Consider the following 20,312-nt stretch of genomic DNA (forward strand, 5'->3'; position numbering starts at 1 on the left):
CCCCAGATCTGCTTATTGTAATATCCACGCCGTTTAATACTTTCGTTAAATCATTAGGGAATTATGATGAAAAAATTATCAATTGTTGCCGCTGCTTTATTGTCTGCATTTCTGGCGACTCAAGTCTCTGCTGCAACCGACACAACTGGCTTTTATGTGGGCGGAGCCCTCAATAAAGTGACTGTCGATGTTTTAGATGAATCAGAGTCGGGTACTGGCTTTGGCGTTTACGGTGGTTACAACTTCAATGAGTGGTTTGGTTTAGAAGCCAACCTGTTCGCCACTGGAGATCTTGGCGACAGAGATGTTGATATAGGTGCCGGCGCATTAAGCTTCACGCCTAAATTTACCGCACAAATCAATGATATCTTCTCTGCTTATGCGAAAGTGGGCATCGCTTCTATGGCGCTGGTGATTGATGACGGCTCCGATGATGAAGACTTCACCGGTTTCGGTTGGACCTATGGTGTTGGCGTTAATGCTGCGGTAACAGAGCACTTAAATATCCGCGTAAGCTACGATGTGACTACGGGTGATCTAGAAGCAGATCGTCACAACTCTATAGATATCGACACTGATATTAAACAGTTTGCTGTGGGTCTGCATTATCAGTTCTAATTCTGCTTGGGCTAGTGGTCGTCATGTTAGTTAGCACAATCTAGATATAAAAAAGGGATATGTGAATATCCCTTTTTTGTTGCTTAAGGTTAATGCGTTTGTATAGTTAGCCTTGATGAGAACGTTATTTTATCTACTCAATCCATCGACAGTTCTTTTAATTTCCGCGTTAAGGTATTTCGTCCCCAGCCTAAACGTTTCGCCGCTTCCTGTTTATGGCCTTGAGTATGGCGCAGCGCCGTTTCTAGCAGTATGCGTTCGAATGCGGGCTGCACCTCAGTTAACAGATCGCTGTTTCCTTCCGAGAGTTTTTGATCTATCCACTCAGTCAGTGCCGATTGCCAATCTTGGCTGCCTTTCGCCGTGTGGGTGACACTCACAGGGTCTTTCAGTAATTCTGGCGGTAAATCTTGGGGTAAAATTTCTTGCCCCGATGCCATTACGGTTAACCAACGACAGGTGTTTTCGAGTTGTCGGACATTACCGGGCCAAGGTAATTGGGAGAGTTTTACCGCGGTTTCCTTGGTCATTATTTTAGTTTCTACGCCAATTTCCTTTGCTGCAGAGGCGAGAAAATGGGTGGCGAGCTGGGGAATGTCTTCCCGTCTTTGTGACAGTGGCGGCAAGTGCACGCGGATCACGTTGAGGCGATGGAACAAATCTTCCCTAAAGCCGCCTTTTTGCACTAATAATTCAAGATCTTGGTGGGTCGCCGCTATGATACGCACATCGACTTGCACCGCATTATGACCACCGACGCGGTAGAACTGGCCATCGGCGAGCACTCTGAGTAACCGTGTTTGTACGTCTAACGGCATATCGCCGATTTCATCTAAAAAGAGCGTGCCACCGTTTGCTTGTTCGAAGCGACCTTGGCGGACATTGGCTGCGCCAGTGAAGGCACCTTTTTCGTGGCCGAATAGCTCAGATTCGATCAAATCCTTAGGGATCGCTGCCATGTTCAGCGCGATAAACGGCTTATCTTTACGTGGGCTGTGCTTGTGTAAAGCGCCAGCCACTAACTCTTTTCCCGTACCCGATTGACCATTGATCAGCACGCTGATCGATGAGCGTGAAAGCCTGCCTATGGCGCGAAACACTTCCTGCATCGCTGGCGCTTCACCTATGATTTCGGGTGTTTTGACTTGGGTTTCCTGCGCGGGTGCAGGGCTCTGTTCAGTGGCATGGGTAAGTGCGCGCTCAACCAGAGAGATAGCCTCATCGATGTCGAAGGGTTTAGGCAGATACTCAAATGCGCCCGCTTGATAGGCACTCACTGCACTGTCTAAGTCTGAGTGTGCTGTCATAATGATCACGGGAATATGGGGATAATGCACTTGCAATCGTTCGAGCAGGCTTAACCCGTCCGTGCCGGGCATACGGATGTCCGACACTATCACGTGCGGCTGCGATATTTCTAATGCCTGCCACAGGGATTCGGCGGCGGCAAAGCTGGCGGTGCTGAGCTTAGCACCTTGCAGTGCCTTTTCGAGTACCCAGCGTATCGAGCTGTCATCGTCGAGGATCCACACTTGTTCACTAATTCGCATCTTGCTTCCTCATACGGTATGGGTAGGTACTGTCGAAATTATTTAGCGCTTAAAATTGGTAATGAAATGATAAATTCTGTGTGCCCTGCGCTGGAGAGGCAATCGATCCTTCCCGAGTGTAAACGGGCAATATTATGGGCAATCGAGAGGCCTAAACCTGAACCTTGCTCACGGCTTGTCACCATAGGATAAAATAATGTGTCCATTAGCTCAGGCGGTATACCGGGGCCATTGTCGATAATCGATAGGGTTAACACTAGCTTGTGGCGCTGTGAACCTATAGTGACTTGGTGTTGAGTGCGAGTGCGGATCAAAATTTCGCCGCCCGTATGTTCAAGCGCCTGCACCGCATTTTGTAAAATGTTCAGCACAGCTTGCTGCATTTGGTCAGGATCCATCTCGATATCGGGAATGGATGGATCGTAATCCCGTTTGAGCTGAATGTTAGCGGGCAGCGCCATTTCAACTAACTTATAGACCTTTTGCACCACTTGATGGATGTTGTGCAGACTGTGCTGTGTCGGCCTTTGAGGGCCGAGCAGACGGTCCACTAAATTACGCAGCCGATCGGCCTGCTCTATGATGAGCGTAGTGAATTCCTTCAGCGCCGGATCATCCAGCTCCCGCGATAACAACTGCGCCGCACCGCGAAGGCCGCCTAAAGGATTCTTGATTTCATGGGCTAAGTTGCGCACCAAAAACTGCGCCGCTTGTTGCTGTGCATCTTGACTCAACTGCTGATGAATGCGTCTTTGTTGGTCGACTTGGCGCAGTTCGAGCAGGCTGAGTTCAGCCTCGTCATCGAGGGGAATAAGGGTTAAATCAACGGTATGATGTTGGCCATCGAGCGTGACTAGTGCTGCCGTATTGACCGTTAAGCCTTGGCCGGCTGTTACTGCATCCATTAATAGCTTGGCGTCGACACCGAGGATTTGATAATGCTCAGGCAAAGTTTGTTCTACGAGTCTATGGCTACCAACACCTAATAATTGCTCTGCTGCTGCGTTGGCATAACAAGGCTTGAGATCCTTATCTATGACAAGTACAGCGGTAACTAAATGATTGAGCAGTGTCTCTTTATCCATCGACCGTTCCTAGAAATAGGGTTGCACCACTATGGTGCACCAATCTGGTGCAAGCTGCAACTTGTCTTCATCAAACGGTTTAGTCAGGAGGAGTTAATCTAACTTCATGTATTTAAAGTTTTTATACTAACTTTTACTATACAAATAGTGACATTAACGCTTAGCTGCTTGATGAAGAAATATCTTTCTTGGTGGACTTGATGCAAAGACTTTGCCGTTTTGAGTCAAAGCGTCAACGACTAAGGTATGTTCACCTCGGTCGATGTTTTTGAGTTTGAAGGTACCGCCAATTTGCGGCTGACCTATGGGGTTGCCATCAAGCTTTAGGGCCATCAAATACTGACTTTTTAGCTCTGGGGTGATAGTCGCAACGACGTCGAAATCGCCATTGTTATCTCTGACGGTTTCCTCTTCGGTCGGAGAGGTAATATTGACTTGATATTGAATAGATTCAATTGCTTGATTTGAGCTGTTTAAGTCTGTTCTGGGCTGGGGAAGGGCAATTTGATTTAAGGTCTTATCTTTTAGCTCAACGACTTGGGCATTTGGCTGCGGCTCATCGGAGTAATGGACTTTGCCATCTTTATCGACCCATTTATAAACAGTCGCTTGCGCTAACATGCTAAATAGCACTAAGCCGATGAGTGTGAGTGAACGCATGCTAAAGTCCCTGTAGCCTTGAGATAGAGTTAATCAAGATTAGTCTCTTTTACACCAAAAATCATGGTGTTTGTTGCGCTAAGTGGTTAAGGATGTCACCACAGAGAAGGTATAAAGTCGACAGAAAATGGGGAGGCAGAAACAGGGGTTAGTTAAAGTGGGTTAAGCTCGGGCACTAACATGTGCCCGAATTCGATCCATCAATTACAGGCTTGCATCGAGTTGTTTCTCGATCTCACTCGCTTTGACCCAAGCGGCATGTTGGGATAATTGAGTGGCATAGCGTTCAATGTGTTCAAATTTCGCGAGATCGCCACTGTTAGCCAGTAGCTCTACGACGAAGGACATCATGATATCCGCACCCGTGAGCTTGTCTGCAACAAGATAGGTTTTATCGGCCAACATATCATTGAAGTAATGACTTATCTTACTGACTTCTATCGCAGCATAACCTTCAAGGAAATTGGTTTTACAACCGTCCTTTTGCACGAACATACGCAGTAACAAAGGCAGCATGGCTGAGCTTTCGGCAAAGTGTAGCCATTGCAGATAACTGACATAGTCTGCGCTGTCTCTGGCGGGGGCTAAGGTATCCGCCGCATATTTTTCAATAAGATATTCGGTGATCGCACCCGATTCGGCTATCACTTGACCGTCCATTTCGATAACGGGTGATTTGCCTAACGGATGAATTTGCTTAAGTTCGGGTGGCGCGAGAAAAGTCTGGCTATCACGTTGATAACTCTTAATTTCATAGGGTTGACCGAGTTCCTCTAGCAACCAGATGATACGTTTAGAGCGTGATTTATTGAGATGGTGCAAGGTGATCATGGGCTTTCCTTTGGACAGTGAGAGTACATTTGGGCTATCGCACCATTATGGTGCGACAGCTCTTTTTAACGCATTTAGCACACTTGTGCGCCTGTCTTTGTTCATTTCAAGCTGAACGTCGCGTATTTGTCGCTTAGCCTCTCGCATTCAGTTGCGCAACTATGGTGTCGGCTACGGCTTCAGATGATCCCGGATTTTGGCCTGTGATCAAATGTGCATCTGCGACGACAAAGCTTGTCCAGTCATCACCTTTGATATAATTGCCACCATTTTTCTGCAGCATGTCTTCAACCAAAAATGGCACGACATGAGTGAGTTGCACGGCTTCTTCTTCAGAGTTGCTGAAACCGGTAACACGCTTGCCGCTGACCAATGGCTTACCATCACTGGTTTTAGGGTGCAGCAATGCAGCAGGCGCATGACATACGAGCCCTAGGGGTTTATTGGCATGATAAAACTGTTCAATCAAGATGATAGAATGTTTATCTTCGGCAAGATCCCACAGTGGACCGTGGCCGCCCGGATAAAAAACCGCATCATAATCGGCTGCATTGATTTCACTTAAGCGAGTGGTATTCGCTAGCAGTGCTTGAGCCTCAGGATCTTTGCTAAAGCGCGCAGTAGCTTCGGTCTGAAAGTCTGGCTCATCACTTTTTGGATCGAGTGGTGGTTGACCGCCCTGTGGCGAGGCTAAGGTAATGTCAAAACTTTTATCTTTAAAAACATAAAAAGGTGAGGCAAATTCTTCGAGCCAAAAGCCGGTTTTTAAACCCGTATCACCGAGTTTATCGTGCGACGTGAGTACCATTAATATATTCATTTTCATACCTTTACCTAAGTTGCTCACATCAATATGTGTGAGCTTTGGGTTTAGTTCATTTGACGTTATAGGGCTAAGGTCAAAATGTTACGGCTCATGGTTGGGTCAATGTTGCCATGTTCGCCGAGTGCCACCATGCCATGCAGTTCAAGCTGTTTCACTACAGCATCAACGTGGCTGGCATCGAGATCATAGGCAGATAAATGTGTCGGTATGCCCATGGCTTCGAAGAAAGCCTTGGTTTTTGCGATAGCGGCGTCGATACGCTCGTCATCTGTACCTGTGTTGATGTGCCACACACGGTCGGCGTACTGGAGTAACTTGTCGCGTTTAGCCTCTTTTGTACATTGCAGCAGGGCAGGCAGTATGATTGCCAATGTGCGCGCATGGTCGATATCGTAAAGTGCAGTTAGTTCATGGCCAATCATATGGGTTGCCCAGTCGTGGGGAACGCCGACGCCAATTGTGCCGTTGAGTGCCATAGTGGCAACCCACATTAAGTTCGCGCGAATGTCGTAGTCTTCGGGTTGAACTAGTACCTGTGGACCAAGCTCAATCAAGGTTTGTAACAGACCTTCGGCAAATCTGTCCTGCACGGCGGCGTTAACTGGGTAAGTGAGGTATTGCTCTGTGATATGTACAAAAGCATCAACCACGCCGTTGGCCACTTGGCGCTCTGGCAGGGTGAAGGTTTTAGTCGGATCGAGTATTGAGAATTGTGGATAAACCAAATCATTACGGAATGGCAGTTTAGCTTGCAGTGATTTACGGGTCACTACGCTGGCGTTGTTCATTTCGGAACCCGTCGCAGGTAAGGTTAACACTGAGCCAAAAGGCATAGCTTGAGTCACATTGGCGCCCCAGCTAGTGAGAATGTCCCAAGGTTCGCCTTCAAATACCGCTGCAGCGGCCACAAATTTAGTGCCATCGATAACCGAACCACCGCCAACCGCGAGGAGGAAGTTGATATTCTGCTCACGCACTTGGGCGACGGCTTTCATTAAGGTTTCATAGGTTGGGTTTGGCTCAATGCCATCGAACTCGACAACGAAACGATTACCCAATGATTGTTTAACTTCGTCTAACGTGCCTGTTTTTCTAGCACTGCTGCCGCCAAAGAGGATCATCACTTTAGCATCGCTCGGTACTAGAGAATCAATTTCGGCGATAGTGTCTTTACCAAAACGGATACGGGTCGGGTTGTAATAGTTAAAATTTAGCATGGATGATGTTATTCCTATTATTACTTTAAATGAGCAGCGTTAATTGAGCTGCATTAATTAATAGCCCGTTAAATTAGTAGACCAGTCGTCTAATTTTGGGACGTGAAAATGTATTCTTTAAAAATCTGGGCTGATCGATATCAGCAAATATTAGTTTTGAGTCGGTATTAGGTTAAAGGGCCGTTTTAGGCGTTAAAATGGATTCAGTCGTTACGAGTGCACGTTCGAGTGCCGCAGGGCTGTGGCCCAACTTGTTCATTAAGCTGGCGCCTAACCACATGTGATACAACATTTCTGCGGTTGATTGCGGATCTTGCTGGGCGATTGAACTGTCGAGTATGCCCACTTGAACACAAGTCGTTAACCTCTCTATGATGCCGGCGGAGCCTTTAAGTAAGGCAACACGCATGGCTTCGGATAAATCGGCCACTTCGGCGCTGAGTTTCACGACCAGACACTTTTGATCTACGCAGCCATCGGCTTGTACGTGCAACCATTGTTGCCAGTATTGCATCAAGCGTTGATGGCCTGTCAGTGTTGAGTCATTGAATAATGCGTCTAAATCTAATTGATATTTTTCAAAATAATCAGTAATAAGCGCTTCACCAAATTGTTCTTTGGATTTGAAGTAGTGATAAAACGAGCCTTTTGGCACTTCGGCCGCCTGCAGCAGTAGGGATAAGCCGACGCTGGAGAAGCCTTTGCGTACGATCAGCTTGTAGCCGATGTCGAGAATATGTTGGCGAGTGGATTGAGTTTCAATTTTCATGGGGGTTAGGATAAATCAAATTAGACCGGTCGTCTAGTGTTGTTTTTATCGACGATTTCAACATATTCGATTTAGTATGCTTTGCATTGTGACTTTTGCGCTGCCTTGAGCCAAGTTAATAAAATTGCCAAATTGATAAATGTTAGACGGATAAGGCATTCTGATGGTGAAATGGTGAAATGGTGAAATGGTGAAATGGTGAAATGGTGAAATGGTGAAATGGTGAAATGGTGAAATGGTGAAATGGTGAAATGGTGAAATGGTGAAATGGTGAAATGGTCGGGTGGACAACATACTCACAGTGCTGAGATAAACCGTCACTGTGAGCATTCGATTCACGATTGATGTGAAATATTAATCGTACTGCCACTCAATCGAGATGATTAGAGGTAGCTACAGCAATATTCGGCAATGGCTGTGTTACGAATTTTAAAGCTAACATTTGCAGCCAGCTCAAACTGAGTTCCTTCGCTAAATTCTTGCCAAGTCGTTGTTTCTGGAAGTAACACCTCAAAACGGCCGCTAGTCACTTCCATGATTTCGCCTTGGGAGGTTGAGAACTCATATTCCCCTGGTAATACAACACCTAAGGTTTGCTTGCTGCCATCGGCAAAAAATACGCTACGGCTAGCCACTTTGCCATCAAAGTAGATGTTGGCTTTTTTAGATACTGACACTTGCTCGAGTAAACTCATTATTAATCCTCTATAAATTGGCTTGATATGAATTTATATGCATATTTAATAAATTTCAATGCATTATTGTCGCATGGATGTGCGCATTCAATATAAGTTGATGCTAACGTTCGGTTTATTGCTTATTTCCCACTATATCATTTTGTTTGAAATGGTCGGTATGGCTTGGCTGTCATTTAAAGTTATTAATCATTTTTCTACTTAAAAATAATGAGTTGTCGGAATTTTAGTGAACTTTTGATGAAAATAGTCGGCACCGCTTTGTTTAGCTGAGATTCTTCTCCTATAGTTTTAAGGCAGGTTTAATTCTGCAAAGATTGAAGGAATGGAATTCGACGCGCGACAAGGAGTCTCACCATGGGTTTTACTCGTAAAATTCAGCTTATCAGTTTATTGATTGTCCTATTACCCCTCATATTTGCCACCGCAATAGTGACTTACATTGCTCGCGATGAATTGTTTGCCGAGGCTCAGTCTCGTTTAGTGGCTGTGCGTGAGATCAAGCAACGGCAGATTGTTGGCATGTTTCAGGACTTTTCCGATAACCTGCAGGCCGTCAGCGCCGTAATTGCCAGCCAAAAAAGCCTCGATACTCTTACTGACATAGATCAAACCTTGCAGTCATTAAATAAATCCCTCGGTTTTTATGACCTATTTATTATTAGTGACGATGGCACCGTTTTATATACAGTGGCGAAGGAGTCTGATTTCGGCACCAATTTGCGTACTGGACCCTTCCATGATTCGGGATTAGCACAGTTATTTAATAAGGCATTGGGATCGGCGGGCACAGTATTACTACAAGATTTTTCCGCATACGCGCCTTCAAATGGTCAACCTGCGGCATTTATTGGCCAGTCGATTCAGTTCAATCAGCAAAGATTGGTGGTGGCGGCTCAAGTATCAATCGATCGCATAAACAGAGTTATGCAAATTCGTGAGGGTATGGGGCAAAGTGGTGAAACTTATCTCATTGGCCCAAATAATCGTATGCGTTCTGATTCTTTTCTCGATCCCATTAATCGCACTGTTACGGCTTCGTTTGCGGGAACGGTAGCTCAGAATGGTGTTGATACGCTGGCTGTAAAGGAGGCGCTGGCTGGTAAATCGGGTGTGATGCAAGTGAATGACTATAACAATAATCCCGTATTATCCGCTTATTCTCCTGTCGTTGAGCTTGGTTTGCGTTGGGGTTTGATGGCTGAAATTGATGTGAGTGAAATAGCAGCTCCCGCCTACCGTATGATGTTTATCGGCTTATCTGTTTGTGCAGCAGCCTTAGTGTTGGCGTTCGCTGCCGCTAAGTTAGTTACAGGGTTTGTATTAAAGCCGCTCGGCGGTGAGCCTGAGGACATGTGTAACTTGACCAGTATGATCGCCTCTGGCGATTTAACTCATAATTTACCGCATGTTCAAACGGATAATCACCTGATGAGTTGGTTGGCGCGGATGCAAACTAAGCTCAAAGAAATTATCAGTCAGCTGGTGGGCGTTGGGCATGAACTTGAATCAGCCGCCGAACAAAACTCTGCCGCCATGACCCAAGCCGATTGCAGTATTCAGATGCAGGCTAAAGAAACTGATATGTTGGCCACTGCCGTTGAAGAAATGAGTTATGCCGCAGCTGAAATCAGCACGAATACGATGAGATCCTCCGATGAAGTGTCCGCCTGTACCCATTCGAGTGAAATTCTTTCGCAAAACTTGGCCAGTACTCGTAAAAGCTTAAAAGTGACCTTGAGCAGTTTTGCAACTATTCATCAACAGGTGGGCAGTCTTGAGGCGGATAGTCAGAAAATCGGCTCAGTATTAGCTGTGATAAATGCGATTGCGGAACAAACTAATCTCTTGTCTCTTAATGCGGCGATTGAAGCTGCGAGAGCTGGCGAGCATGGTCGTGGATTTGCTGTGGTTGCCGATGAGGTTCGCCAGTTAGCGGTGAAGGTTCAATTAGCGACTCAGGATATTGGCCAAGTGCTAAAAGGCATTCAGCAGCAGTCTGGCGTGCTGGCGTTGCATAGTGTGACTTGTTCCACTGAAGCCTCTAAAACCGCAGAAGATGCCGATGGAATGCAGACCGCGGTGGATGATATTGCTTTGCGCTTAGAAACCTTAAAGGCATTAATGATTCAAACCGCAACCGCTGCGGAAGAACAAACAACGGTTTCGGCGACGATTGCGCAGGGGATTGCGGGCTTAAGCGTGGCGGCGGAGGAAAATAGTGCGGCTATCAGCCAAGTAGCAGCGAGTACGCGGAGTCTGTTGGGGTTAGCAAATCAGCTTGGTTTAACAACGGCACAGTTTAAGGTGTAGATATTTTTCGCTGCATTTACAGTGTTCTCACCTTAGTTGGTGCTGTAAATGTGACTGAGCTGGATGTTACACATCCGCCAGAAATGGATTTCTGGCGGATATTTTTATCAGGACTTCAGTTGGTTATCCCATGAGTGAGCATTAACGTTTACGCCAAATTGTCATTTCTGAGATGGAATGTTGGAATTTACGTTTAGTCTCGCGGATCACGAAGGGAATTTCCTTCACTGCGACCAGCTCAAATTGGCCGATCAAGGTTTCGGTCAAACCATCTAAGGTGGTGAAGTTCTCTCCTTTGACTTTAACGCCACCTAACCATTTATCCTTGGGCGTATAATCTTCAAGCCAAGTGTATGGCGAGGCAATCACAAGGTATCCACCTTGATTAATCCGCTGGGCAATACTGGTTAAAAAGTGCTTAGGCTCGTTTAACCTGTCGATAAGATTTGAGGCATAAACCAAATCATAATCTGTGTAGATGGGCTTTAAATTACAGGCATCACCTTGCATAAAGTTGACCTTTTTAGCCTCAAGTTCATATCCCAGTTTCGCGAGACTCGCGCTCTTAAATTCCTGTAAGTCGCCTTCGGTGCGTATGGTGTAACGTTTTTCACCTTGTTCTGTCAGCGCATAGGCCTGTTGAATAAAGCGCGCCGAGAAGTCGATACCATCAACATGATCAAACACTTTTGCCAGTTCGAAACTCGCGCGACCAACGGAGCAGCCGATATCAAGGGCTTTAGCTGTATGAGTCAATTGAATTTCACTCAGCGCTTGCTGCACACCATTGACGCAGAAGTTAGCAACTCCGAAATATTCGGCGCCATAGTGGAATTCAAGGTATTGGGAAATCAGTTCATCTGTTTCGTACACATTGACCTCGGCCATTTGAGCTGGATTTTGGCTGGATTCCACATAGCGAAAGCCCGCGTGTTGATAAAAATGTCGACGAAACGCATAGCGTGATGAAGCAATTGCCTCATTACCCGTAGAGATCCACGAGCCGCCTTTGATGAGATTATGTTTGCCATCGAAGGTTGGGGTGGAGAAATCATCGTAAAGTGGGTGTACGACGAAGCCGTCAAAACCGTCGATTGCGGTTTCTGTCCATTGCCAAACATTACCGACAATATCGAAAAAGCCATTATGTTCGAAGCGATTCACTGGGCAAGAAGAGGCGTAATAAGCCAAAGCAATATTGCCCGGCACTTCATGCCAATCGGGCGCATCGGCGGGCACATTCTCGCGTAAGATATACCACTCAGCTTCAGTTAATAGACGTATATTGCTTTGCTTTTGTTCGGCTTTCCAATTACAGAAGGCCTTAGCTTCGAGCTGATTCACTTCAACAGGCCAGTTTAATGGCAGCGGGATTTCTTCCGCTAAGTTACGTTGCCACCATTTATCTTGTCTGAAGCGCCAAAAACGCGGCATTTGTGCTTGGGTATAGGCAAGCCAAGCTTGGCCTTCTTCATTCCAAAATTGGGGTGAGCGATAGCCGCCAGCCTCGACGAATGCGAGATACTCTTGATTCGAGACTAAGAATTTAGCAGCCTTAAAGTCGTTAACGTTAAATATTTTATGGCCGTACTCATTGTCCCAACCGTAGGTTTGGTCTTGTTCAGTTTTGCCTAAGGTCACCTTTTGCCCTTTTACAGCCAATAAACTGTTAGTCTCGGCAGGGGCGGTGTCTTGGCACGCAGGCCAGAGGTGGTTGGGCGCGACATGTTCCAGCGGCAGTTGGCGGATGATCACCGATGAGGTTTCTAAATGAATACGCTCATGTTCAATGCCCATCAAAATGATCCAAGCTGGACTATTTTGAGTGATAGGTAACGCTAGAGGCATTTCATCGATAACACGATTGATGACAGCATTAACTTGTTGGCGATAGCTGCGCACCTCTGCTACATCCGGCCACGGATAATGTTGTTCGTTCAAATCATCCCAAGACATCTCATCGACACCAATGGCGAACATGGATTCGAAGTTGTCGTTTACCCGTTCATCGAGAAATTTACCGAGTTTGAGTTTGTTTATATAGAAAGTGGCCGTATGGCCAAAGTAAAAGATTAACGGATGGCGCAGCGGCTCGGCTTTGAGGTAATAGGCGCTATCTTCTTGGATCAAATCATACAGAGACTCGTATAAAGCCCATGTCTGATTAAAGTATTGCTTAAGCTCTTGACGCTTTCCGGCCTCAGTTTCACCAATGAGCTTAAGGGTTTGAGGGGGTTGCGTTATGGGCTTATCCATAGACAAGTAAACTCCGTATTTATCGGCCTGCGGTGCAAGCATGGGAAGATTAATCTATCGTGTGTGACTCTATACGCGATTACTGAGCTCAGGATCACTTTGTCAGCTTAATGTGTCGGTTTGAGGCAAAGTGTTTTACAAACTAACAGAAAGACCAATTGGGTCCAACATCAGTGCTGGAGCTTAAAGCATCTCAGGTATGACCCTTTGGTTTGGAATTATCTTACAAAGAAAGTGATGCGCTCAATTTAGTGATGCTATCCCTTACAGGGATTAAAATTATTTTATCCCTGAAGAGTATTTTCTCTGTCGGGGTTAAGGCAGAATGATCCCGTCCGTAAAATTATTATGCAGGATATAACGGGATGACAATTAACGCATTATGGATACCCGCCTGGTATGAGCTTGATCCGTCGATCGTAGTGGGTGTGACTGAGGAGTTTGTTTTTCACAAGACTGCCGCAAACGAGGCGTTAAAGTTTTACAGCGGTGCAAAGGAAAACGATGCCGTTAAGGCAACCGGAACTATTTCGGCCATTAAGCACAATGTCTTGGGGGACATTGAAAGTGTCGATGCGCAGGGGCTCGATTATACGCTTGTGTTGCAAGATGGACGGCGTTTGTTAGTCAACGCAGAGGAAAACCCTGGCTTGGTTTATGAGTGGGTTGATGACAGTTGGCAGCCTTCAGATATGGTCATTACAGATTGGACATTAGCAGTACAATTTGCGTCTTTATCACCATTGACGCCAATAAAGTAATTGAAGGTTTATCGTGAGTAACTAGATGGCAAAGTGCAGTTAGCGCTCGGGATCCGAGGTTGACTGCACTTTTACTTGTTCAGCAAGTTGTTGGTATTCTTGTTTGATTTCTGCAATATAAACATCGTGAAAATTCAATTCATTAAATTCTTCTATACAGAGCTGATAACGGCGTAGCTGCTCAGATTTTTCTTCGGCGGTATCCCATATTTCCATTAGCATAGCGTTTGATTCCATTCATAAATTTAATATATGTATCCTGCATGCATTTTAACTATGTCTACTGATAATTAATCGAGTCGGCTTCAAAATGGTTACGCTTCATTTTGTCCTGAGACGTTATCTTTTCTATAAATCGATTTTAAACAAAGTGTTAGAGTTAACAGCTATGTTATACCGTATGGGTGTATAACTGTTTTCCTCGTCTTCTTCGGGACAAATGCTTACATCAAGGCGCTGCCATATCCTTATAGTGTTTCTATCTCGATGATTGGATTGTGCCTGTGAGCATTTTGCTCTAGATTGATATTTCTTTGTTTTTATCTTCTGGCCTTGATGCTTTTTTGCCCCTTGGAGCCTTGTAATGGCTAATATTCTGTTAGTTGCCAATCTCAACTGTGATCGGATCTTACTGCTTGATAAACCTTTAAAAACAGGTGGACGTTTCCATTATCAAGATGGCGGCCAAAGGCTCGGCGGCGGTGGGGCAAATACCGGATTAGGTTTAGTCTGGGCTGGGCATAGCGTCGCGCTGGTGAGTCAAGTGGGCCGTGATGACATGGGGGATTGGCTCATTGCAGAAGCCAGTACGCAAGGGCTCGATTGTCGCTTAGTGCAGCGCCGCACCGGCAATACATGCGAAATGCTGCTTGTAATGACGCCAGACGGCGAGCGCACCATTATTCGGCCACAAAGACCCATATTTGAATTATCTGTACCGCCGAAATGGCAGCCATGGGACGCGTTGTATTTTAATACTTCCGCTGAAGGCTCTGTCAGCTGGGCAAAAACAGCTTTAGAACATTGTCTTGTGGTCGCGCAATTAGCCAAGGACGACAGACAGAGACCTTGTCATATTTTATTGGCCTCCATGAGTGATATTCAGGGGCGTTGTGATGGCGCATCTTGGGAATATGGCAAAAGCATTGGTGGCGATTGTCTGCGTTACTTTATTGTCACCGATGGTATCAATGGGGCTAAGGTTTACACGCACGATCAAGTGCAGCATGTTGCTGCTATCCCTGCCACAGTTGTTGATACCACTGGCGCGGGTGATGCCTATGCGGCAGGGTTGATCCACAGTCTCTGCATTGGCCAATCAATTACTGAGGCCATGGCAGAAGGGGCGATTTGGGCGGCATTTGCGGTGGCAACCGATAGTTCTATTCCGGGTGAGGCACTAAAACAGTATTTAGAGACAAAGCAAACGACATGATAAGTATTATTGTGACCAGTTTGAGTCATCTTTTTGTCATACGTCCTTGCTAGAGTATGTCTTGTGGCGCATAGCTTGTCCCTTAACGTTTTCTTGTACTTTTCTCCCATTTATTGGTTAGTATGTTTTTGCCTCGTTTCCCCAACGAGGCATTTTTTTGCTCAAAATAAAGTTATTCCATCGTAGAACGCCAATACGACAGAAATCTTGTGCGGCCATGGCGCAATTGCGTTAACATTTATTCAACTAAAATAGTTATCGTTAAATTAAAATAATAAGCCACTCAAGGTGTTCTGTAGTCTTTGGAGTTGAGAATGGGCAATAACGCTTGGAATGATAAAAATAAATTTATTTGGCTTCTGTCTGTTTTGCTTTTGGTCGCCTTTTTAGTGACCAGCGGTATCAGTTACAAAGTGGCCCATGATTCACTGAGCCAACAAATAGAGAGCAATACCTTACCGCTCACAAGTGACAATATTTATTCAGAAATTCAACAGGATTTGTTACGACCCATCTTTATTTCATCCCTGATGGCGCAGGATACCTTTGTTCGGGATTGGACCTTAAGTCATGAGCAAGAGCCCGAAAAACTCATTCGTTACCTTAAGGAAATCCAAGAGAAATACGGTACAGTCACTAGCTTTTTTGTGTCTGAGAAAAGTCGAAATTATTACCATTCCACGGGCATTTTAAAACAAATCCAAGATGTAGAGCCTGACGATGCTTGGTATTTTCGAGTGCGTTCTTTACCTGAATCTGAACATTATGAGGTCAATATTGATGCCGATACGGCAGACCGCAGTAAGACAACCGTATTTGTTAACTATAAAGTTTTTGATTTTGAAGGGAAATTTATTGGTGTTACCGGTGTGGGGTTGGCGGTTGAAAAGGTTAAAGCCTTAATTGAGTTATATCAAAAGCGTTATAACCGCCGAGTGTTCTTTACCGATCGGCAAGGTAATGTCACTTTGCATGGCGATCAATATGACGGTACGGATTCGCTGCAAACGAACGTAGGGCTTGATAATTTGGCTACGCGTATTTTAACCAGCCCAAGTGCCGCCTTCAGCTATCAGAAAAACGGGAAAACGGTTTATCTCAATAGTCGCTTAGTTCCTGAGTTTAAGTGGTATTTGATTGTTGAGCAGGAGGATGCGCCACAAGAGCGGGAACTGTTAAATACGTTTTGGGGTAATTTGGCGTTAAGCTTAATGGTGACCCTAGGTATTTTATTCATCTCCAACATGACCTTAGGTCGTTATCAGCGCAAACTAGAAATTATGGCGTCTACTGATAAGCTCACTGGCGCCGCTAACCGTCAGGTGTTTGATGAGTACTTTAGGCAGGCGTTAGATAAAGCTAAGCTGACACAATCGCCGATTTCAATACTCTTGCTGGATATCGACCACTTTAAAAAAGTGAACGACAGTTATGGGCATGGGATTGGTGACTTAGTATTAAAAACCATGACTAATATGCTGCGTGGCTTACTACAACAACAGGATATTTTATGTCGCTGGGGCGGTGAGGAGTTTTTAATTTTACTTCCTGAGATGGATTTATCCCGAGCGGCAGAATTGGCAGAACAGATCCGTGACCTCATTTCCCAGCGGGAAATTAAAGTGAATGGATTACACATTTCTATTACTGCCAGTATTGGTGTTGCTGAGCATCAAGTGCAAGAGCCTGCGGAGGACCTTATCAAACGTGCCGATCTGGCCTTGTATCAGGCAAAAGAAGCGGGCCGAAATCAAGTGGTGTTAAATCATTCATAGACTCTACTCGGTTCTTCTTGGCAGCAATGTTTAGCCTACCTTTGTGGGTTATGGCGCGGGTTGATTGTGTTATTGGCGTATCGCGGTTTACACTCTGACAGTAATGCGCGATAGGTCATTGATTTGGAGTTGCAGATGTCAAAGTTGTTGATTAATAAATTGTCTGGATTGTACTTAGGAACCCATCTTCAAGAAATGTCCGGTGTTGCTACGGGGATTGATGGTAAGCAAGCGGCTCAACAACTGTTAGTGCATATCGACCATGTTGAAGGGGACGCGCAGGCCGATCCAAAACACCATGGCGGCCTTGATCGCGTGCTACATCATTTCCCCCGCGAGCACTACGGCCAATATCGTCGTTGGGACTTAATCACCCAGCTCGAAGATGCGCCCAGCATGGGAGAGAACATTAGCACAGTTGGACTGAACGAAACTCAAGTCAATATTGGCGATATCTTGCAAATTGGCGCAGTAAAAGTGCAAGTGACTCAGCCGCGTTCACCTTGTTTTAAATTGAATCTGCAATTTGGTCACAGAGAATTCGCCCTCGCCATGCAGCAAAGCCAATTATGTGGTTGGTTTTATAGAATCTTAACCCCAGGGATTATTCAGTTAAACGATAGGATTGAATTAGTTGAGCGTCGTACTGATATCAGTGTTGCCGAGGCCATGTCACTCTATTTCTCGCCAACGTTTAATACCAGTGCCTATGATCGTTTAGCTTCCTGCGAGGGATTAGCGCTGAGTTGGGTTAATAGCCTACAACGCCGCTTAGCATTACAGACAGTAGAAGATTGGCAAATGCGTTTATATGGGCCGAGTGGAAAATAAGGCTTTATATTCAAAATGATAAAACAGGGATGACCTATGATTGAACCCGTTACAAAAAGTGATAAAGATTTTGGTTTACTGGTATACGCCTCAAGTTTTATTGGATACTTAGTGCCGTTGGGCTCTATTCTTGGTCCTTTGATCATTTGGCTGATGAAGCGTGAAGAGTCCGCATTTGTCGATCAATGTGGCCGTAGTTGTTTGAACTTTAAATTGAGCCTGTTGATTTATGTGATTATCAGTGGCGTATTAGCTTTGGTCGGCATTGGTTTCATCTTTTTAGCCATACTCGGCATATTCGATTTGGTGTGCACTGTGCTGGCGATTATTAAGGCCAGCGAAGGTAAAGTGTATCGCTATCCATTAACGATTAAATTTATTGCTATGGATTAATTACCTCTGCGAGTTAAAGAAAAACGCCTTAGATGGAAACATCTAAGGCGTTTTTTATGGCGTAAGTTTTAAGGTTTTACACCTTAAACTTGGCCACTAAGGTATCTAAGCGGTGTGACAGTTGATTCAAGGCTAAACTCGCCTGTGCCGCCGCTTGTGCAGTATTGGCAGTACGTTGAGTAATGTCATTGATTTCAGTGACGTTACGGTTGATGTCCTCCACAACTGTGGATTGTTCTTCCGTTGCCGCAGCAACTTGGATGTTCATGTCGCTGATAAGACCAATGCGAGCGCTAATGCCAATTAACGATTTGCTGGCTTCATCGACGGCCACAACGCCTTCGTGGGAGCGGGTACGACTCTGGGCCATCGCATTAACCGCGCGGCTGGCTTCCGATTGCAGCTTGTCGATCATGCCTTGCACTTCATTGGTCGATGCTGCTGTGCGTGAGGCTAAGTTACGCACTTCATCGGCTACGACAGCAAATCCGCGTCCAGCTTCGCCGGCACGTGCTGCTTCAATGGCCGCGTTGAGGGCTAACAAGTTAGTCTGCTCAGAGATAGCGCGGATCACATCTAAAATACCACCGATGGATTTAGTGTGGGTCGCGAGGGACTCAATCACTTCACCCACTTGGCCAACGTCTTTTGACAATTGGTTAATGGTATCGCGGGCACGGGTTACCACAACTTGGCCGCTGCTGGCTTCAGTATCTGCATCTCTGGCGGCAACCGCAGCTTGGGCGGCATTACTGGCAATTTCGTTAACCGTCGCGCCCATTTCATTAATGGCCGTTACCACCATCATAGTGCGATCTTTCTGCTCATGGCTGTCTTCTAAGGTTTGCTGTGCCTGATTCGACACATCCTTAGCCGAGAAACCGAGCTGTTCGCTGGTTTGTGCCACTTCGATGACCGAATCTTGGATCTTGCTGATAAAGCTGTTAAATCCCTTGGCGAGTTGCGCAATTTCATCTTCACCATTAACAGGTAAGCGTTGGCGTAAGTCACCTTCACCTTCGCCTATGTCGTGGAACATGGCGGCAACTTGGGCAATAGGACGACTCACAGAACCTGCCACCACGATGGCGAGTACAATAAAGCCCGCTGCAATGATTAGCGTCCAGATTAAGATCTGATAAGCCGCTTCGGTTAATAGTGCGAATACTTCGGCCTCTGGCACCTGTGCGACTAAGTACCAATCCATAGATGCGATATAACTACTGGCAACCAGCATGTTTTCGCCATTGATTTTGGTATTGATCAGATTGAAATCACTGCGGTTTAATAATGAGCTTGAACTCGCATCCTTGTATAAGTTGCTTAGGCTGCTCTTACCAATTTGACTCGTATCGGGGTGGAGTTTTACCTCACCTTTAGCATCCACTAAGTAGACTAAACCGGTTTCTTCAATCTTAAACGAGCTCAGCAAACGCACCATGTCATCGAGTGATTTAGCAAGCCCAACTAAGCCACGACCATTGGGTTGTTGGTAGTTGATGAAGAGTTTGACTTCGCCGTTGGCCTCAGTAAATACGTTCAACATACGTTCTTGGCCACTGTCTCGGTAACCAAAAAACCAGCCATCCTGCGCAGGAGTGAGCACTCGCAGAAAACCATCCTGAGTGTAGTAGGCGGCAGTTTGTCTATCTGCGTAGGAAGCTTGCGCTAGTTTATATTGACGAGTGATGTCTTTGAGTTGGGCTACGACTTGGGTTTCTTGGGCCTGTGGTCTACCGTCTTCGAGCCATTGCAGTAACATGCGGCTACTGGCCAATTGCTCTGCAGCATTCATCAAAGTGGAAATGTCGAGATCGATCTTATTGCGAATTTGCATCATTAAGCTCGGTAATTCCGAACCTAACATCCTTTGTTGTACGACATTTTTCGCGCTACGTTGGCTTAATACACCGACGAGTATGGTCGACAGCAGTACTGCAAATGTCACTGTTAACAGAATTTTCTGCTTAATGGTGAGGTTATTCAATATCATAAATATCAATATGCCTGTGTTGGACTATTTTGAGTTATCGGTCAACGCACTCTTGTACGGTAAAAGATTATCGGACAGAAATGTTAAAAGTTAACCTTAGTCTAGGCCGGTTGCCGAATAAAACAGCGTATAGAACACTTATTTGGCCTAACCTGTTGGTCTTGCTGTAGATCTAATTATGTAGAGTATAGATGGAAATGAGATGGTGATTGAAAACGAACTCTTTTTTGTGTGGCAATTGTGGCCAATGTCGTGAGTAAGGGCAAGCAAAAAAAGTGAACTATTCGTGTAAAAGGTGAAAAAA

Annotated in this window: 18 protein-coding genes; 7 read left to right on the forward strand and 11 right to left on the reverse strand. The window is 45.5% G+C overall.

The window, feature by feature from the left end; all coding sequences use genetic code 11:
• The first annotated feature begins 66 nt into the window (after positions 1–66).
• A complete protein-coding gene (locus L5M18_RS10540; RefSeq protein WP_113941367.1) occupies positions 67–618 on the forward strand; it encodes a porin family protein in 552 nt (183 codons plus the stop codon).
• 137 nt (positions 619–755) lie between these two features.
• On the opposite strand, the gene glnG is transcribed toward L5M18_RS10540, so the two are convergent.
• The 8 genes from glnG to L5M18_RS10580 all read right to left on the reverse strand — a co-directional run bounded on the left by glnG (position 756) and on the right by L5M18_RS10580 (position 8,251).
• The gene (glnG, locus tag L5M18_RS10545) at positions 756–2,168 is read right to left on the reverse strand and encodes a nitrogen regulation protein NR(I) (RefSeq protein ID WP_198572483.1); all 1,413 of its coding nucleotides are present in this window, start codon (positions 2,166–2,168) and stop codon (positions 756–758) included.
• Positions 2,169–2,206: 38 nt separating this feature from the next.
• Entirely contained in the window at positions 2,207–3,253 is a 1,047-nt protein-coding gene (gene glnL, locus L5M18_RS10550) for a nitrogen regulation protein NR(II) (protein ID WP_105251067.1), read from the reverse strand.
• Positions 3,254–3,406: 153 nt separating this feature from the next.
• Positions 3,407–3,913, reverse strand: coding sequence for a DUF4124 domain-containing protein (locus tag L5M18_RS10555; RefSeq protein ID WP_263196878.1), 507 nt, complete (start codon positions 3,911–3,913; stop codon positions 3,407–3,409).
• 204 nt (positions 3,914–4,117) lie between these two features.
• Complete coding sequence (locus tag L5M18_RS10560; protein WP_168826402.1) at positions 4,118–4,744, reverse strand: glutathione S-transferase family protein; 627 nt, start codon at positions 4,742–4,744, stop codon at positions 4,118–4,120.
• A 133-nt stretch (positions 4,745–4,877) separates the two neighbouring features.
• On the reverse strand, positions 4,878–5,570 hold the full coding sequence (locus L5M18_RS10565; protein WP_263196880.1) for a type 1 glutamine amidotransferase domain-containing protein: 693 nt from the start codon (positions 5,568–5,570) through the stop codon (positions 4,878–4,880).
• Positions 5,571–5,629: 59 nt separating this feature from the next.
• On the reverse strand, positions 5,630–6,787 hold the full coding sequence (locus L5M18_RS10570) for an iron-containing alcohol dehydrogenase (RefSeq protein WP_263196882.1): 1,158 nt from the start codon (positions 6,785–6,787) through the stop codon (positions 5,630–5,632).
• A gap of 172 nt (positions 6,788–6,959) precedes the next feature.
• Positions 6,960–7,556 carry a TetR/AcrR family transcriptional regulator gene (locus tag L5M18_RS10575; protein WP_219251321.1) on the reverse strand — a complete coding sequence of 199 codons (597 nt, stop codon included), beginning with the start codon at positions 7,554–7,556 and terminating at the stop codon, positions 6,960–6,962.
• Positions 7,557–7,939: 383 nt separating this feature from the next.
• Positions 7,940–8,251 (reverse strand): pyrimidine/purine nucleoside phosphorylase, encoded by a 312-nt coding sequence (locus L5M18_RS10580; RefSeq protein WP_063884943.1) that lies wholly within the window; start codon positions 8,249–8,251, stop codon positions 7,940–7,942.
• A 357-nt stretch (positions 8,252–8,608) separates the two neighbouring features.
• On the opposite strand from L5M18_RS10580, the gene L5M18_RS10585 reads away from it, so the two are divergent.
• Entirely contained in the window at positions 8,609–10,564 is a 1,956-nt protein-coding gene (locus tag L5M18_RS10585) for a methyl-accepting chemotaxis protein (RefSeq protein ID WP_105251072.1), read from the forward strand.
• Between the two features lie 141 nt (positions 10,565–10,705).
• Here L5M18_RS10585 and ovoA read toward each other — a convergent pair whose 3' ends face one another.
• A complete protein-coding gene (gene ovoA, locus L5M18_RS10590; RefSeq protein WP_263196884.1) occupies positions 10,706–12,820 on the reverse strand; it encodes a 5-histidylcysteine sulfoxide synthase in 2,115 nt (704 codons plus the stop codon).
• Between the two features lie 365 nt (positions 12,821–13,185).
• Between ovoA and L5M18_RS10595 the strand changes: the two genes are divergently transcribed.
• Positions 13,186–13,581 (forward strand): hypothetical protein, encoded by a 396-nt coding sequence (locus L5M18_RS10595; protein WP_105251074.1) that lies wholly within the window; start codon positions 13,186–13,188, stop codon positions 13,579–13,581.
• A 39-nt stretch (positions 13,582–13,620) separates the two neighbouring features.
• Here the strand turns inward: L5M18_RS10595 and L5M18_RS10600 are convergent, their stop codons facing one another.
• On the reverse strand, positions 13,621–13,803 hold the full coding sequence (locus L5M18_RS10600; RefSeq protein ID WP_105251075.1) for a hypothetical protein: 183 nt from the start codon (positions 13,801–13,803) through the stop codon (positions 13,621–13,623).
• Between the two features lie 361 nt (positions 13,804–14,164).
• Between L5M18_RS10600 and L5M18_RS10605 the strand changes: the two genes are divergently transcribed.
• The 4 genes from L5M18_RS10605 to L5M18_RS10620 all read left to right on the forward strand — a co-directional run bounded on the left by L5M18_RS10605 (position 14,165) and on the right by L5M18_RS10620 (position 18,015).
• Positions 14,165–15,016 carry a PfkB family carbohydrate kinase gene (locus L5M18_RS10605; protein WP_263140851.1) on the forward strand — a complete coding sequence of 284 codons (852 nt, stop codon included), beginning with the start codon at positions 14,165–14,167 and terminating at the stop codon, positions 15,014–15,016.
• 314 nt (positions 15,017–15,330) lie between these two features.
• A complete protein-coding gene (locus L5M18_RS10610; RefSeq protein ID WP_105251077.1) occupies positions 15,331–16,791 on the forward strand; it encodes a diguanylate cyclase in 1,461 nt (486 codons plus the stop codon).
• A 135-nt stretch (positions 16,792–16,926) separates the two neighbouring features.
• The gene (locus L5M18_RS10615; protein ID WP_263196886.1) at positions 16,927–17,622 is read left to right on the forward strand and encodes an MOSC domain-containing protein; all 696 of its coding nucleotides are present in this window, start codon (positions 16,927–16,929) and stop codon (positions 17,620–17,622) included.
• 36 nt (positions 17,623–17,658) lie between these two features.
• The gene (locus L5M18_RS10620) at positions 17,659–18,015 is read left to right on the forward strand and encodes a DUF4870 domain-containing protein (RefSeq protein ID WP_105251079.1); all 357 of its coding nucleotides are present in this window, start codon (positions 17,659–17,661) and stop codon (positions 18,013–18,015) included.
• A 76-nt stretch (positions 18,016–18,091) separates the two neighbouring features.
• On the opposite strand, the gene L5M18_RS10625 is transcribed toward L5M18_RS10620, so the two are convergent.
• Complete coding sequence (locus L5M18_RS10625; RefSeq protein ID WP_263196888.1) at positions 18,092–20,008, reverse strand: methyl-accepting chemotaxis protein; 1,917 nt, start codon at positions 20,006–20,008, stop codon at positions 18,092–18,094.
• Positions 20,009–20,312 lie beyond the last annotated feature (304 nt).

The organism is Shewanella sp. SM20, from assembly GCF_025654545.1.
Classification (GTDB): Bacteria; Pseudomonadota; Gammaproteobacteria; order Enterobacterales; family Shewanellaceae; genus Shewanella; species Shewanella oncorhynchi.

Bases quoted from the DNA above. Each gene is read 5' to 3' on its own strand.
- glnL (WP_105251067.1), bottom strand. From the start codon at position 3,253: ATGGATAAAGAGACACTGCTCAATCATTTAGTTACCGCTGTACTTGTC.
- L5M18_RS10595 (WP_105251074.1), top strand. From the start codon at position 13,186: ATGACAATTAACGCATTATGGATACCCGCCTGGTATGAGCTTGATCCG.
- L5M18_RS10540 (WP_113941367.1), top strand. From the start codon at position 67: ATGAAAAAATTATCAATTGTTGCCGCTGCTTTATTGTCTGCATTTCTG.
- L5M18_RS10575 (WP_219251321.1), bottom strand. From the start codon at position 7,556: ATGAAAATTGAAACTCAATCCACTCGCCAACATATTCTCGACATCGGC.
- L5M18_RS10565 (WP_263196880.1), bottom strand. From the start codon at position 5,570: ATGAAAATGAATATATTAATGGTACTCACGTCGCACGATAAACTCGGT.
- L5M18_RS10605 (WP_263140851.1), top strand. From the start codon at position 14,165: ATGGCTAATATTCTGTTAGTTGCCAATCTCAACTGTGATCGGATCTTA.
- L5M18_RS10625 (WP_263196888.1), bottom strand. From the start codon at position 20,008: ATGATATTGAATAACCTCACCATTAAGCAGAAAATTCTGTTAACAGTG.
- L5M18_RS10560 (WP_168826402.1), bottom strand. From the start codon at position 4,744: ATGATCACCTTGCACCATCTCAATAAATCACGCTCTAAACGTATCATC.
- L5M18_RS10610 (WP_105251077.1), top strand. From the start codon at position 15,331: ATGGGCAATAACGCTTGGAATGATAAAAATAAATTTATTTGGCTTCTG.
- L5M18_RS10585 (WP_105251072.1), top strand. From the start codon at position 8,609: ATGGGTTTTACTCGTAAAATTCAGCTTATCAGTTTATTGATTGTCCTA.
- glnG (WP_198572483.1), bottom strand. From the start codon at position 2,168: ATGCGAATTAGTGAACAAGTGTGGATCCTCGACGATGACAGCTCGATA.
- L5M18_RS10615 (WP_263196886.1), top strand. From the start codon at position 16,927: ATGTCAAAGTTGTTGATTAATAAATTGTCTGGATTGTACTTAGGAACC.
- L5M18_RS10620 (WP_105251079.1), top strand. From the start codon at position 17,659: ATGATTGAACCCGTTACAAAAAGTGATAAAGATTTTGGTTTACTGGTA.
- L5M18_RS10580 (WP_063884943.1), bottom strand. From the start codon at position 8,251: ATGAGTTTACTCGAGCAAGTGTCAGTATCTAAAAAAGCCAACATCTAC.
- L5M18_RS10555 (WP_263196878.1), bottom strand. From the start codon at position 3,913: ATGCGTTCACTCACACTCATCGGCTTAGTGCTATTTAGCATGTTAGCG.
- ovoA (WP_263196884.1), bottom strand. From the start codon at position 12,820: ATGGATAAGCCCATAACGCAACCCCCTCAAACCCTTAAGCTCATTGGT.
- L5M18_RS10570 (WP_263196882.1), bottom strand. From the start codon at position 6,787: ATGCTAAATTTTAACTATTACAACCCGACCCGTATCCGTTTTGGTAAA.
- L5M18_RS10600 (WP_105251075.1), bottom strand. From the start codon at position 13,803: ATGCTAATGGAAATATGGGATACCGCCGAAGAAAAATCTGAGCAGCTA.